This is a genomic window from Dietzia cercidiphylli, assembly GCF_039531545.1.
Taxonomy (GTDB): domain Bacteria; phylum Actinomycetota; class Actinomycetes; order Mycobacteriales; family Mycobacteriaceae; genus Dietzia; species Dietzia natronolimnaea.
Genome location: NZ_BAAAQG010000004.1, coordinates 1 through 14,130, shown reverse-complemented (window position 1 = coordinate 14,130; position 14,130 = coordinate 1). Strand labels below are relative to the sequence as shown.

General features: G+C 65.3%; 11 protein-coding genes and 2 pseudogenes. 8 read left to right on the top strand and 5 right to left on the bottom strand.

The window, feature by feature from the left end:
- The first annotated feature begins 412 nt into the window (after nt 1–412).
- The 5 genes from ABD250_RS04915 to ABD250_RS04895 all read left to right on the top strand — a co-directional run bounded on the left by ABD250_RS04915 (nt 413) and on the right by ABD250_RS04895 (nt 7,146).
- Nucleotides 413–3,241 (top strand): class I SAM-dependent DNA methyltransferase, encoded by a 2,829-nt coding sequence (locus ABD250_RS04915; protein ID WP_182658005.1) that lies wholly within the window; start codon nt 413–415, stop codon nt 3,239–3,241.
- Between the two features lie 73 nt (nt 3,242–3,314).
- The gene (locus tag ABD250_RS04910) at nt 3,315–4,223 is read left to right on the top strand and encodes a DUF2268 domain-containing putative Zn-dependent protease (RefSeq protein WP_182658006.1); all 909 of its coding nucleotides are present in this window, start codon (nt 3,315–3,317) and stop codon (nt 4,221–4,223) included.
- A gap of 29 nt (nt 4,224–4,252) precedes the next feature.
- Nucleotides 4,253–5,020 carry a MerR family transcriptional regulator gene (locus ABD250_RS04905; protein ID WP_182658007.1) on the top strand — a complete coding sequence of 256 codons (768 nt, stop codon included), beginning with the start codon at nt 4,253–4,255 and terminating at the stop codon, nt 5,018–5,020.
- Between the two features lie 42 nt (nt 5,021–5,062).
- Nucleotides 5,063–6,049 carry an IS481 family transposase gene (locus tag ABD250_RS04900; RefSeq protein ID WP_182658008.1) on the top strand — a complete coding sequence of 329 codons (987 nt, stop codon included), beginning with the start codon at nt 5,063–5,065 and terminating at the stop codon, nt 6,047–6,049.
- 314 nt (nt 6,050–6,363) lie between these two features.
- Nucleotides 6,364–7,146 (top strand): recombinase family protein, encoded by a 783-nt coding sequence (locus ABD250_RS04895; RefSeq protein ID WP_344391000.1) that lies wholly within the window; start codon nt 6,364–6,366, stop codon nt 7,144–7,146.
- A gap of 52 nt (nt 7,147–7,198) precedes the next feature.
- On the opposite strand, the pseudogene ABD250_RS04890 reads toward ABD250_RS04895, so the two are convergent.
- Nucleotides 7,199–7,345 (bottom strand): annotated as a pseudogene (locus tag ABD250_RS04890) (transposase); the annotation flags it as partial.
- Between the two features lie 175 nt (nt 7,346–7,520).
- Between ABD250_RS04890 and ABD250_RS04885 the strand changes: the two are divergent.
- Nucleotides 7,521–7,982: pseudogene (locus ABD250_RS04885) on the top strand (integrase core domain-containing protein); the annotation flags it as partial.
- A gap of 168 nt (nt 7,983–8,150) precedes the next feature.
- Here the strand turns inward: ABD250_RS04885 and pcaDC are convergent.
- Genes pcaDC through pcaH form a run of 4 tightly spaced genes read right to left on the bottom strand, consistent with a single transcriptional unit; the run spans nt 8,151 to nt 11,924 of the window.
- Nucleotides 8,151–9,350 carry a bifunctional 3-oxoadipate enol-lactonase/4-carboxymuconolactone decarboxylase PcaDC gene (gene pcaDC / locus ABD250_RS04880; RefSeq protein WP_182658308.1) on the bottom strand — a complete coding sequence of 400 codons (1,200 nt, stop codon included), beginning with the start codon at nt 9,348–9,350 and terminating at the stop codon, nt 8,151–8,153.
- Nucleotides 9,347–10,591, bottom strand: a complete 1,245-nt coding sequence (locus ABD250_RS04875) for a lyase family protein (protein WP_182658307.1) — start codon at nt 10,589–10,591, stop codon at nt 9,347–9,349. The genes pcaDC and ABD250_RS04875 overlap by 4 nt, the downstream gene beginning before the upstream one ends.
- A 5-nt stretch (nt 10,592–10,596) precedes the next feature.
- Nucleotides 10,597–11,166, bottom strand: a complete 570-nt coding sequence (gene pcaG / locus ABD250_RS04870; RefSeq protein ID WP_182658306.1) for a protocatechuate 3,4-dioxygenase subunit alpha — start codon at nt 11,164–11,166, stop codon at nt 10,597–10,599.
- On the bottom strand, nt 11,163–11,924 hold the full coding sequence (gene pcaH, locus ABD250_RS04865; RefSeq protein ID WP_182658305.1) for a protocatechuate 3,4-dioxygenase subunit beta: 762 nt from the start codon (nt 11,922–11,924) through the stop codon (nt 11,163–11,165). The genes pcaG and pcaH overlap by 4 nt, the downstream gene beginning before the upstream one ends.
- Nucleotides 11,925–11,993: 69 nt before the next feature.
- On the opposite strand from pcaH, the gene ABD250_RS04860 reads away from it, so the two are divergent.
- Nucleotides 11,994–12,749 carry an IclR family transcriptional regulator gene (locus tag ABD250_RS04860; RefSeq protein WP_182658304.1) on the top strand — a complete coding sequence of 252 codons (756 nt, stop codon included), beginning with the start codon at nt 11,994–11,996 and terminating at the stop codon, nt 12,747–12,749.
- A gap of 623 nt (nt 12,750–13,372) precedes the next feature.
- A partial coding sequence (locus tag ABD250_RS04855; RefSeq protein WP_344390993.1) for an MFS transporter occupies nt 13,373–14,130 on the top strand: 758 nt, incomplete at its 3' end.

Genomic DNA, 14,130 nt, shown 5'->3' with positions numbered 1-14,130 from the left:
CCCCCAACGGCAATACTGCTGGCCCCCAGAGGCAATATCCGGTGGCCCCCAAGCCTCCAAATACTCAGTGAGTCGCCGTAAAGTTGTGGCGTGGTTCCAAGTCCCTCTGAATTCAGAAAACGGCCCACGATTGCCGACGATGGAGATGATCAGCTCGGATCGGCGTTGCACGAGAACCCCGCGAATGCCGTTCGTCGCGCCGCAGCTCGAGAACGGGCGTCTCGGTACCTCGAGATGATCGATCAAGGGAAGACCCTGACGCAGATCGCAGATGGGGAGGGTATCTCACGGCGGACCGTGAAGAATGTGGTTCGGCGAGAGCGCCGATCACGAGGTATTGAGCCTGGGGGAGGGACTACGGCGGATTGAGGCCTGGGGTGTCAGTCCCAGCGCTTAAACGTAAGGTCACGGGGTGACTCCTAGCGCCACCCTTGTCCTTGACCGCGACTCTATCCGCCGGTCGTTGACCCAATTCTCCTCTTTTTGGCGAGAACGCATCGATGGCTGGAGGGCTGAGTCGGTCACTGGGACCGAGCGCTCGCATGCTCAGCAGTATTGGTCGGATTTGCTCAAGTGTTTTGGTGTCATCCCCGAGCGGATCGACCTATTTGAGCGAGACGCCGGGCGCGCTACCACTGGTGGCGCCGGTTACATCGACCTCTTCTGGTCGGGGGTGGTTATCGGGGAGGCCAAGTCGCTCGGCCGAGATCTCGATGCTGCCTTTGCCCAAGCGCTTGACTACTTGGCCGGTGGTTCCATCGCCGATCATGAGTTCCCCAAGTATGTCCTTGTCTCCGACTTCGAACACTTGAGAATCGACCGTCTCGGCGAGGACGCCTGGACCGTCGAAGTACGCATTGAGGACATCGCGGACCACGTCGACCAGCTGATGTTTCTTGCAGGCCGGGAGACGATCACCAAGCAAGATGAGGTTGACGCGTCCATTGCGGCGAGCAGGCTCATGGCTGACATGTACAACGCCATGCTTGGGGAAGACGCCGACGCAGGTATCAGTGATGACGCCGCGCAGAACCCAGAGGACGAAGACATCGCAGTTCAGCGCACGTCGATGTGGATGACGCGACTGCTCTTCCTCCTCTATGGCGACGATGCAGGCCTCTGGGAGGAGGACCTCTTCTACCGATTCGTCCTGTACGACACCACCACAGACAACCTCGGGGCGCAGCTCACGGCGCTGTTTCATGTACTAAATACACCAATAGGCCAGCGTCGCCGAGTTCCGCAATCTATGGTCCGATTCCCCTACGTCAATGGTTCAGTATTCCATGACACGCTCGTCCCGGAGTACTTCGACGAAGGGTTCCGTGAGGCACTCCTAGCTGCGTGTCGCTTTCATTGGACTCGAATCTCACCCGCCGTCTTCGGCGCGATGTTCCAGCTCGTCAAGAGCAAGGAAGCCCGAAGGGTCGATGGGGAGCACTACACTTCAGAGACCAACATTCTCAAGGTCCTCGAGCCTCTAGTGCTCGATCAGCTCCGCGAACAGGCGGACCGGCTCATCGCCAACAAATCGACCTCGCAGAAGGCGCTGAGACAGTTCCGCGACGATCTGGCGACGATGCAGTTTGTCGACCCAGCTTGTGGGTGCGGAAACTTCTTAGTCGTGGCTTATCGCGAGCTCCGCCGGGTCGAGACCCGGATCATCGTTGAGTTGCGGCGGCGCGAGAGGCTCACCACGGCCTCGTTCGACGTGAGCTTGGACCAGAAGCTCTCGATCGACCAGTTCCATGGCTTCGAAGTCAATTGGTGGCCAGCGAAGATTGCGGAAACAGCAATGTTCCTAGTCGACCACCAGGCGAACCGCGAACTCGCTGCCGCCGTTGGCGACGCTCCAAACCGTCTGCCCATCAAGATTACGGCGCATATCCGCCACGCTAATGCCCTCCAACTGGCCTGGGATACCGTTCTGCCCCGGCCAGCGGGACCAACATACGTGTTCGGTAATCCGCCGTTCCTAGGTGACCACACGCGCACCAAGGAGCAGCTTTCAGACTTGAGGGCGGCGTGGGGTGGAAAGAAGAAACTTGGACGTCTCGACTACGTAACCGGGTGGCATGCAAAGACTCTCCATCTCCTGGCTAGCCGGCCCGGCGAGTTCGCCTACGTTACGACCAACTCCATCACCCAAGGCGATCAAGTGCCACGTCTCTTCGAGCCCATCTACTCTGAGGGATGGCGTATCAAGTTCGGCCACCGCACCTTCGCCTGGGACTCCGAGGCTCCAGGCAAAGCCGTGGTTCACTGCGTGATAGTTGGTTTCACGAGAGACCGCGCAGCTCGGCAGTCTCTTTGGGACTACGAAACTCCGAATGCAAACCCGATCAAACTCAAACTCAAGACTGGGATCAACGCCTACCTCGTCGATGGCGCTAGCGTCCTCGTTGACACACGTTCGCGTCCGCTTTCGCCAGGGGTACCCGCGCTCGCTAAGGGCTCGATGCCGACTGACGACGGAAATCTCGTCGTGACAGAGGAACAGGTCGAATCGGTGCGCGCTGATCCGATCCTCACCAAATATTTGCGCCCCTATATCGGAACGACCCAGATGCTCTATGGGAAGAAGCGGTGGTGCCTCTGGCTTGCCAGTCTCGACCCCGCGGACCTCAATCGCTCCGCTGAGCTCCGTCGACGAATCGCCGCGGTTAAAAAGTTCCGGAGCGATTCGAAAGCTGAAACCACACGGGACTACAGGCACGACCACCTGTTCCGGCAATTCGGATTCGTCTCGGACAGCACGTTTATCGCGCTCCCTGAGGTCAGCTCGGTGAACCGGCGTTACCTACCAGTCGGTTTCCTCGACCCGGATTGCATCATCTCGAACAAGATCTATGGAGCCGAAGATGACGGTGGGGTGCTCTTCGCGATAGCCAGCTCCACCATGTTCATAACCTGGATGAAGACCGTCGGTGGCCGCATGAAGTCCGACCTAAGCCTCTCGAGCACGATTACTTGGAATAACTTCCCGATCCCTGACTTGGACGAACAGACGCGCACCGCGGTCATCAAGGCTGGTCTCGGTATTCGCGCGGCCCGCGAGAAATATCCCGAGCGCACGCTCGCTGAGCACTACAACGTCACCGCGATGGACCCAAGCCTCGTCGGAGCTCATGACGCTCTCGACCGGGTGATCGACAAGGCTTTCGGTGCAACCCGGCGAATCGCCGGCCTCGAACAGCGGCAGGAGGTCCTATTCGCTCACTATGCCGCCGCCATCAGCTAGCTGTACTGACCGGGGACATTAATCGAGGAAATAGTTGACCTTGTCGTAACGGCAATGTTTACGGTTGCTTGTCATGACCATTTCAATGATTGACAGTGCCTCGGGCATGCGCCGAGTCCTGACTGCGGATGCGAAGGATCGCGACGACCTCATCCGTGACATGTGGGCTCCCATGTCGGGGATGTACCACTTCATTCCCGGCGGTGTGGACATGGCCACCGTGCACCAGCAGAACTTTGGCTTCCGTCCAGACTCCGCGATCGAGCGGGTCCGCGAAGGTTTGGAGTCTCTTGTCGCGGCCGATGCGTGGACCCGCATCGAGAAGGCCCTCGAGGAGGGCGTGGAAGCGTTGGCGTCTGCCGATCCGGGTGTGACGATCCCCGACGTGAACGTGTTGCTCGTCCTGGGGGATCCGACGAGCCAGCACTTCGTCGACGAGGTGCAAGGGATGTCCGGATTTGGCGGGATCAGTGGCTACATAGCCATCACCGTCTGGCCAACCTCGCGCGTCCTCGATCGCCTCGAGGCGATCGCGGTCCACGAACTACACCACAACGTGCGCTATTCACCCGGCGGGATCGTGTGGGATCCACAGACGGTGATGGTTGGCGAGCACGTTGTGTCTGAAGGGCTCGCGGATGTTTTCGCGTCCGAACTGTACGGCGACGCCGGCTACACCCACTTCGTGCGCGACGAAACCCGCTCCGACGACCAGGTCCTGGCGAAGGTCGCCAGCGGACTGGGCGTCACCGGAATGGCAGACTTCGCAGCCTGGGTGCTGGGCGACTCCAGCGCACAACTATTCGGTGCCGAGCCTGTCGGCCTGCCAACCGGGGCTGGCTATGCAGCCGGTGCTCGGCTTGTCCGCGCATACCTCGACGCCACGGGCACCACGGCCGCCCAAAACGTCAGCACTCCCGCGTCCGAGATCCTGCGCATTGCGCTGCCACGGCTGGGCCTGACCACAGACGGGGCACACTGAGCAGCAGGTCGAACGACAGGAGCCCGGTGATGGAATGGACGGTGCACGAGCTCGCTGAACGCGCAGGCATCAGCGGCCGCACGCTGCGCCACTATCACCGCATCGGGCTGCTCGAGCCCGACCGCGTCGGGGCCAACGGCTACCGCTACTACGGTCCCGACGCGGTCGCTCGCCTGCAACGCATCCTCCTTCTCCGTGACACGGGTATGCCACTGGCCGACATCGCCGCAGTCCTCGACGCCCCCGAGACGCCCACCGCCGAGGTCGAAGCGCTCCAGGCCCACCTGACACAGCTGGCCGAGGACCGCGAGGCCATAGACCGGCGCATCAGCGCGGTCGAGCACACCCTGCAGATGCGCCGAGAGGGCCGTGAACCACGCATGGACGTGATGCTCGAAGGCTTCAACGACCGCTACGAGGCCGAGGTCGTACGACGGTGGGGGCGCGAGGCCTTCGCCGCGTCGAACCGCTGGTGGCATGCCAAGTCCCTGGGACAGCAACGCGACTGGCAAACCAGCGCCCAGGCCCTGCTCACACGGTGGGCAGAAATCTACGAAACCGGGCAGACGCCCGACTCACCAGTTGCTCAATCCCACGCTGCCGACCACATGGCCTGGTTTGCTGACATCCCCGGAACACCCACCCACGCCGGCGATGCCGAACGATCCGCCGCAATGGTGCAAGGCATGGCCGACCTCTACGAAACCAACCCCGACTTCCACCAGACCTTCGGCAGCCCAGAGGCCGCGCAGTTCGCCGCGAACGCATTGCGCATCCACGTGCAGCATCCGGCCTGACAGCGGCGTGTGCTGCGGCGCCGTCCCGGACCGAAAGATGACATGTCCCATCCCAACGCTGCCCTCACACCGCGTCACCGTCTGAAGGTTGCCCAACTCGTCGTCGAGGAGGGCTGGCCGATCAGTGAGGTCGCCGCGCGTTTCCAGGTCTCGTGGCCGACCGTGAAACGCTGGGTCGACCGCTACCGCGCCGGCGAGCCCATGCACGACCGGTCCTCCCGCCCGAAGAGTTCGCCGAACAAGACAAGCACGCCCGTCACGAAACGGTGCATCAACCTGCGGATTAGGTTGCGGGAAGGTCCAGTTCAACTATCAGCAAGGCTCGGGATCGCGCCCTCCACAGTCCACCGCATCCTCACCGCCGCTCGATTGAATCGGCTATCGCACGTCGACCGGGCGACCGGCGAACCGATCCGTCGTTACGAGCACGCACACCCCGGGTCGCTGGTGCACGTGGACGTGAAGAAGCTGGGGAACATCCCCGACGGCGGTGGCTGGCGCTATGTCGGCCGACGCCAAGGCGACCGCAACCGCGTCGGCACACCGGATAAGCCACGCAATCGGTACGGCGGACCCAAGCTGGGCTACGCCTACGTCCACACCGTGATCGACGACCACTCCCGCGTCGCGTACACCGAGGTCCACGACGACGAGACTGCTGTCACTGCCGTTGGCGTCCTGCATCGAGCTGCCGGCTGGTTCGCTGAGCGTGGGGTAACGATCGAGCGAGTACTGTCCGACAACGGCGGTGCCTACCGGTCGCATCTGTGGCGTGATACCTGCGAGGCGTTGTCGATCCGACCGGGGTACACGCGCCCGTATCGACCCCAGACGAACGGGAAGGTCGAGCGCTTCCACCGCACAATGGCCGACGGGTGGGCTTACGCCCGCTGCTACCGCTCAGAGGCAGAACGACGCGATGCTCTCGAGTCATGGCTGCACCACTACAACCATCACCGACCCCACACGGCCTGCGCGAACCAGCCACCCTTCACGCGATTGATCAATGTCCCCGGTCAGTACAGCTAGCCGCCTTCGAGCGGGGAGCAATCTGAAGAGATGGTGGGCTGCACGTCAGTTACAGGTCTGAAGCTGCGGGTCACGCAGCACGCAGAGCTGAGGGATGCGGTCGTGCCGTGCGGGATTCGGACTGAGTCGGAAGCGTCACTCTTGGACGGCCGGAAGCCAGCTTGGGTGGGATCGCTTGATTCACTGGGTACACCCATGTGGGACGCGATGCCGCCAGCCGTCCCCGCTGTGTCACAGGGTCGATGTAGCCTTTATGGAACGTCTTCCCGTAGGGTCTAAGATCTATTGATACAGATTCCGGGCGGAAGGGTCTCATGGCTGATCGGATCGGAACGTTGCTGAACCGTTCAGGTGATGGTGGCGAGGAGGTGCTCATCGTCAGCCGCGGCAGCGTGCGGACTCGGTTCCGCCGCCGGGACGAGCTGGACTGGAGTATCCGGGTGGAGTCGACGGACTCGGAGAACATCATCGAGCGGAAGGCAAAGCCGAAGCCGGCTCCGAAGCCGGCTCGCCGGGCCTCACGCCCGCGTGGGCAGCGGGTGGCGTACGTGCGGGTGTCAGCCGCGGATCAGAACGAGGCGCGTCAGCTCGAGGCAGTGGGGGAGTGCGACCGGGTCTATATCGAGAAACAGTCGGCACGCTCGCGTGCGGACCGGGTGAGGCTCGACGAGTGCATCAGGTACCTGCGGGACGGTGATGAGCTGGTTGTCGCGTCGATGGACCGACTCGCTCGTTCCCTGGTTGATCTCAAGCAGATCGTCGGCGAGGTCACCGCGAAGGGTGCGAGTGTGCGGTTCGTCCACGAGCGGGCCACCTACGCTGCCGGTGCCCAGGATCCTCGAGCCGACCTGATGCTCTCGCTACTCGGGGCGTTCGCAGAGTTCGAGCGGGCCATCATTCGCGAACGCCAGGCCGAGGGTATCGCCATCGCCAAGGCGAAGGGCAAGTACAAGGGACGCAAACGCGTCCTGACTGAGGAGCAGATCGACAAGTCCCTTGCCCGTATCGAGGCGGGGGAGGGGCCGTCAGCTATCGCCCGGGATCTCGGGGTGGGTCGATCCACGCTCTACCGCGCACTCCAGCGGGTAAGGAAGTAGGGGCCGCCGACGCGTCGCGTTAGCCGCGTTAGCCCTCCCACTGCGCGACGAAGCTCTTGAGGATCTCGTTCGCCCGGCGCAGCTCGGCGTTCTCCCGCTTGAGGCGCCTGACCTCAGCGGATTCGGCGGTCGACTCCGCTAATGCGGGGCTCGATCCCGCTTCGATCCAGTTCCGCAGGGTCGCCGGGTTCACTCCCAGCAGTGACCCGACGTGGGTACGAGCGGCGACCTTGAGCACTTCGCATCCGCCAGGTGCTCGTGGTACGTCCGGACCGCCCGCTCCCGGGTCTCGGAGTCGAACTTTCGTGGTGCTGCCATGGGTTCCAGTCTTCCTTGTTAGATCGGAACCCTCCGACAGATCCAGGGAGGTTCAAAACCGGCGAGCAGGGACCGGGTACTGGTACATCCACAACGCCGTCGACGACCACTCACGCCTGGCCTGCACCGAGCTGCTGGAAGACGAGCGCAAAGAGACCGCCGCTGGTTTCTGGAAGCGGGCAGGCGCCTTCTTCGCAGACGCCGGAATCACCGTGCGCCGGGTCCTGACCGACAACGGCTCCTGCTACCGCTTCCACGCGTTCGCCGACGCCCTCGGGCCGTAGATCAGGCACAAGCGCACTCGCCCGTACCGGCCGCAGACCAAAGGCAAGGTTGAGCGCTACAACCGCACGATGCTCGAGGAATGGGCTTACGCCGCCGCGTACGTCAGCGAGTCCGACCGCGCGGCTCGCCTCCCGGCGTTCCTACACCACTACAATTTCCACCGCGGCCACACCGCACTACGAGGCGCCTCACCCGCAGACCGCGTACACAACCTGCGTGGGCAGTACACCTAGTGCGCGCCCGGGTGACCACCACTCGCCAGTGAGACCGCCGCGAAACGTCCGTAGACCACCGCCACCGCCACTTACCGGCGAAAGTCACAATCACAACCCTGCATGGCCACAGGATTTCACGCCAGCCACCACACCGGGCTCCTGCCACGAGGATTGTGCAGCAGTCTCCTAGTAAGCGGGGTGGTCCAGTTCGTCGAGCACGCGCTGGGCGATGCGGTAGGCGGCGTTGGCATCGGGCACGCCGCAGTAGATCGCCGTCTGGAGCAGCAACTCTTTGATCTCGTCGTTGGTCAGCCCATTGGTACGCGCGGCCCGCACGTGCATGGCCAGCTCCTCGTGATGGCCGCGGGCCACCAGGGCGGTCAGCGTGATGAGTGAGCGGCTGCGCCGGTCAAGACCCGGACGCGTCCATACCGATCCCCACGCGTACTGCGTGATGAATTCCTGGAAGTCGGCGGTCAGATCGGTGATCGCAGCCGCGGCGCGATCGACGTGGGCATCGCCCAGCACCTCACGGCGCACGGCCATGCCGGCGTCGCGCACCCCGGCGACGGTCGTGGGAGCGGCAACCGCCTGCCCCGCGTTCGCGTGATCGCGGATGAGTTGGGCGACCTCTGACGGTTGCTCGGCCGGGGGCAGGTGCGCGACGCCGTCGAGGACGACGAGCCGTCCGTTCCTGACTCCGGAGGCGATCGCGGCGAGGTCGGCCGGCGGAGTTGGGACGTCGAGCAAGCCCGCTGCCGCGAGCACCCGGGGTCGGATCTCTCCGAGGCGTTCACGGACGTCGAAGTCCGCCAGCGCCTCGCACACCAGCGCATACCCTTCGTCGTCGGCGTCCTGTAGGGCGTGCAGCAGGGCCGCGCCGATCTCCGGTTCCCGCTCGAGGAATCCGGGTGCGAACCAGCGCTGGGCTGATCCCTCGATCATCGAGGGGGTGCCCGAGGCGCGCACAGACGCGGCTCGTCTCCGCCAGACGTCCGGCTCGCCGATCCGTGCGCCCGTGGATATCAGGACAGCGGAGTCGATGCGCGCGGGTGCGTCCAGCAGCAGCTGCAGCCCGACGGCGCCTCCCACCGAGTCGCCCGCGTAGGTGAAAGTGCTGGCGAACGTGTCGCGCTGGGCCAGTATGTCGTCGACCATCCCGAGGACACCGGCGGCTAGCTCGGCCATCGTGAAGGGCTCGGCCGAACCGGTGTTGGATCCGTGCCCGGGCAGGTCCCAGGCGAGTACCTCGAATCGATCGGTGAGTCCGGCGGCGCAGCGCGCCCACAGTGACTGAGCGGACGTGCCCAGCGAGGGCCCCAGGACGAGCAGGGGAAGGGCGGGCGACCCGCCGAGCCGGACGGCCGTGATGCGAGGGATGTTCACTCGTTCTCCTCCAAGAAGGTCTGGGCGCGCTCCACGGCGCCCACGATGAGGTCCCCGGAAAACCCGCGGTAGGTGGTCGGGTCGGAATCGGCGGTCTTGTCCAGCAGCCCGGCGATCGAGCGTCGCTCCGCCAGCACGCTGTCAGCCGACCGGTCGAGCATCGCGCGCATGCGCTCGGCGTCCACGTGCAGACCCTGCAGGAGCTCGGTGGTCTGGGACGCGGCGACGATGCTGCGTCGACCGAGCATGCTCAGGGTCGACCACTCAACGTGCCACGCGCCGTCCGGCCGCTGGTCGCCCGCGGTGGCCGAGGCGAGGTGCATCGTCGCGGCCAGAGCGGGGGCTCCCAGGGCCGCGCGGCGGACCAGCACGGACAAGATTGGGTTGTTCTTGTGCGGCATCGTCGACGAGCCGCCGCGACCCTCAGCCGCAGGCTCGGCCAGCTCGCCGATCTCGGTCCGCGCCAGGGTCGCGACATCGGTCGCGATGTGTCCCCACGCGTCCGTGCACGTCACCAACGCGTCGGACGTCCGGGTGGCCGTGGCCCGCGAGGTGTGCCACGGGCGGAGTTCGCGCAGCCCGAGGGCTGCAGCGGTGCTGGCGACCAGGTCGGCGCTGGTCCCCTGGGGATCCTCGTGCCCTCGCAGGTCCGCCAGTTCGGTGACCGCCGAGAGATTGCCGACCGCGCCGCCGAGCTGCACCGGCAGGAGGGAGCGGGCGTCGAGGACCAGATCGGCGGCGTCGACCAGGCCGTCGAGCCAGCCCGCGGCGACCGCACCGAATGTCGTGGGGACGGCGTGCTGGGTCAGGGTGCGGCCGACCATCGGCGTTTGGGCGTGCTGTGCGGCCAGACGGGCGAGAGCGGTCACCTGGGCGCGCAGCTCGCCGATCAGCCGTTCGAGCGCATCGCGTAGCGACAGCATGAGAGCGGTATCGAGGACGTCCTGGCTGGTGAGCCCGCGGTGAAGCCAGGCGGCGGCGGGCTGCGGAGCCCGCGACCGGAGCAGGCCGACGAGCGGGACGACGGGGTTGCCGCTGCCCTCGGCTGCCGCCGCGATGTGCGGCAGGTCGTCGACGGTGACGAGCGGGGCGAGGTCGGTGGCGGCGGCGGACGGCGCGAGCCCGGAGGCCATGAGAGCGTCCAGCCACGCGGACTCCACCCTGACCATGGCGGCGAGCAACGCTTTAGCACTCATCAGGTCGCCGGCGCGCTCGTCGCCGGGCCAGAACAGGTCGGTCATGGCGTTCAGTGTGCTGCCCCGTGGCCTGGGAAAGTCAGGAAGACGGTCTCGTCCCGGCCCTGCAGACGGATGTCAAAGGCATGGCCCTGCGCATCGGCCTCCGCGACCAGCGTGGCGCGACGGTCCGGGTTGAGGCTGTTGAGAAGGGGGTCTACGGCGAGAGCAGCCTCGTCCTCCGGCAGGTACGCGCGGGTGAAGAGCCGGTCGAGTAGGCCACGCGCGAACACCGTGAGTGCGAAGAACGGCGCGCCCCCTTCGACCGCGCCGGGCGCGATCGTCGAGAACGAGTAGTGGCCGGCGTTGTCAGTTGATGCCCGGCCCCAGCCCGTGAACGTCCAGCCGTCGCGGCGCAACGAGCCCGGCTGCTGGACGATCGCGCCGGACGCGTCCGCCTGCCAGAGCTCGATTAGCGCGTCGGGGACCGGTGCCCCGGAACCGTCGAGCACGCGGCCGTGGAACCGGATTGCACCCGGGCTGCTCGCAGGCACCAGTTCGGAGTCGCCGTCGTAGGGGAGTGCGTAGTGGAAGAACGGGCCGACGGTCTGGCCGGGCGTGGGGTGCAGGCGGCTGGTCATGAGTGGTCCTCTTTGTTCTCGGTCCAGGTGCGGTGGGCGCCGGTGAGCACGATGTCCCACCGGTAGCCGGTCGACCACTCGGGTCGCGTCAGGTCGTGGCCGTAGCGGGCGACGAGGCGGTCACGGGAGCCCTGGTCGGTGATCGACTGGTAGATCGGGTCCAGCGCGAGCAGGGGATCGCCAGGGAAGTACATCTGCGTGACGATGCGCTGCGTGAACTCGGTGCCAAAGAGGGAGAAGTGCACGTGGGCGGGACGCCAGGCGTTACGGTGGTTCCGCCATGGGTATGGACCCGGTTTAATGGTTTGGAACGAGTATCCGCCATTCTCGTCGGTCAGGCACCGCCCGGCTCCGGTGAAGTTGGGGTCGAGGGGAGCCGGGTGCTGATCACGTTGGTGGATGTAGCGCCCTCCGGCGTTGGCCTGCCAGATCTCGATCAGCTGACCCGCGACCGGACGTCCATCGCCGTCGACGACTCGGCCGGAGATCGTGATGCGCTCGCCGATCGGCTCGCCCGAGCGCTGAATCGTCAGATCGGCCTCGAGTGGATCGACGTCCCGGTGGCTGAAGCACGGTGACCACAACTCGACGCCTTCCGGATCGACCTGGTGCAGATCCTTGGTCGGATGCCGCAGGAGGCTGCTGCGGTACGGGGAGTAGTCGAGGCAGGGCCGGATAGCGGACGGGTCGGCGCCGGCGGACAGGTCGGCGATCTCGGCGCTGATCTCGGCTTGGGTCGATAGGTCAGGAGTGCTCACCAGCCCGACGGTAGGTGGTCGGGGCGTACGCTTCGAGCTATATCGTTCACTGAGTGAAAGGGGGTGACGATGGCCGGCAACACCTCCGACCCGGGAGCGAGTGTCGCCTCGCGCCTGCTGACCGTTCTCGGCGCCTTCGACGATGAGCACCGGGCGATGACGCTGAGCCAGATAGCGCGTCGGGCGGGTCTACCGCTGCCGACCACTCACCGATTGGTGGCCGAACTGGCCACCTGGGGCGGCTTGGTGCGGCGGCCGACCGGCGAGTACGTGGTGGGTCGTCGGATCTGGGAGCTCGCACTACTGGCGCCGACCCAGACCGGCCTGCGCCAGATCGCCGAGCCGTTCCTCCACGACGTGTACGGCGCGACGCTGGCCACCGTGCACCTCGCGGTGCGCGAGGGCGCCGAGGTGTTGTACCTCGACCGGCTGTCCGGCACGGCGTCCGTCCCGATCGTCAGCACCGTCGGCTCCCGACTGCCGCTGCACTGCACGGCGGTCGGGAAGGTGCTGCTCGCGCACGCGCCCGACGACGTGCTCGCCGAGACGCTCGGGTCATTGACCCGGATGACGCCGTTCACGGTGACCCAGCCCGGGCTCCTGCGCCAGCAGCTGGCCCGGGTGCGGCGCAACGGGTACGCGACAACGGTCGAGGAGATGTCCCTCGGGGCGTGCTCGGTGGCCGTCCCCGTGCTTCGAGACACCGCGATCGTCGCATCCCTCGGACTGGTGGTTCCCCGCTTGACGAGGGACAGGACCCGCCTCGCTGGAGTCCTCCAGGCCGCGGCGTTCGGTATCGGCCGGGAACTGGCGTCAGGCGGGTGATGGGAAGGAGATCTGACGCGGGCTAGAGGGACACAGGGGCCGACGCTGACCCATCTAGACCGATGTCCGGCGAAGTCGTACTTGAGGCATGAGAATCCAAGAAATCCGAACCCGACGAAATCCGGGACACACCAATGTCTCCATCAATCCCGTGGGCCGCTCCCTCCATCGGGGAACTCATCGCTCATCTCCGAGTGTCCACCCGAACGGGAACAGTCCAGTGATTCAGCCTCGGTGACTTTGATGTGTCAGGCCGCTTCGGGTAGATCCTTTGAGGCGGTGGTTTGTGGTTCGGTCCAGGCCTGGGCTGGGCGCGGTAGCTACTGCTGGATCGTGGTATGAGAATTCAGAAAATCGAACCCCACGGAATCCGGGGCACACCAATGTGCCCATCAAACCCGGGGCACTTCAGAAGCGGTATTGCTCGCACCACAGCCTTGACCTAGAAGGGCAGGAATGCCAGCCATGAACTTTTTACCGCCCTGCCCACGGGTGCGTAAGCGCAGCGTGCCGGAGATGGATGCGGCATCGGAAGCCCCGATGGCAGGTCACAGCGCGTGAGACATCCGGGCCGTGGATTCGCCGCTTTGGCTGTGGCCGTACTGGTGACTGTCTTAACAAACATGCCGGTGTTTCTCCTTGGGGCGCTGGCCACGGAGATCACCGCAACAATCCGCGTCCCGGCCTACGGGATCGGCCTGGCGGTAGGGGCCTACTGGGCTGCGGCCGCCCTCACCTCCGCGTGCACCGGTGTGATTGGTCGTGTGCTCAGCGAGAAAGGCATGGGCATCGCCGCCTTGCTGCTGGCGGTCGTGAGCCTGACCGGCAGCGCGTCCTGGATCTCTGCGTGGCCGTGGCTAATTGTATGGGCATCCCTGGGGGGACTCGGGAACGGTCTCGGGCACCCTTCCTCCAACCACTTGCTCGTCACGCACATCCCAGCCGCCTCGCGCGGGCTGGCCTTCGGGGTGAAACAGGCCGCGGTCCCTGTGACGGGGTTGGTCGCCGGCGTTTCGATCCCGTTGGTTGCGTTGACTCTGGGATGGTCCATGGCCTTCCTGCTGATGGCTGTACTGGGCATGCTCGTACTGGTCCCCGTGGCCCGGACCCGGACCATGCCGGTCGTTATGGGTACGACCCGGCCGGCGGGGCAATGGGATACACAGTTGCGTTCGGCGTTGGTGCTGATGGCCGCGATGACGATGTTCGCGGGCGGTGCCGTTACGTCCGCCGTGGCCTTTGCCGTGATCGGCGCGCTGGAGCGGGGGATTGCGGTCGGCCCGGCTGGTGTGCTTCTGGCCGTCGGCAGCGCCTTAGGAGCCGCGACCCGTATCGTGATTGGCGGAGTCGTCGATCGAGGCGGCGTGTCGGCTCTTTCTTT

Coding starts and splice junctions, on each gene's coding strand:
- ABD250_RS04895 (WP_344391000.1), top strand. CDS start 6,364: ATGGCTGATCGGATCGGAACGTTGCTGAACCGTTCAGGTGATGGTGGC.
- ABD250_RS04860 (WP_182658304.1), top strand. CDS start 11,994: ATGGCCGGCAACACCTCCGACCCGGGAGCGAGTGTCGCCTCGCGCCTG.
- pcaG (WP_182658306.1), bottom strand. CDS start 11,166: ATGACCAGCCGCCTGCACCCCACGCCCGGCCAGACCGTCGGCCCGTTC.
- ABD250_RS04905 (WP_182658007.1), top strand. CDS start 4,253: ATGGAATGGACGGTGCACGAGCTCGCTGAACGCGCAGGCATCAGCGGC.
- ABD250_RS04910 (WP_182658006.1), top strand. CDS start 3,315: ATGACCATTTCAATGATTGACAGTGCCTCGGGCATGCGCCGAGTCCTG.
- ABD250_RS04900 (WP_182658008.1), top strand. CDS start 5,063: ATGTCCCATCCCAACGCTGCCCTCACACCGCGTCACCGTCTGAAGGTT.
- ABD250_RS04875 (WP_182658307.1), bottom strand. CDS start 10,591: ATGACCGACCTGTTCTGGCCCGGCGACGAGCGCGCCGGCGACCTGATG.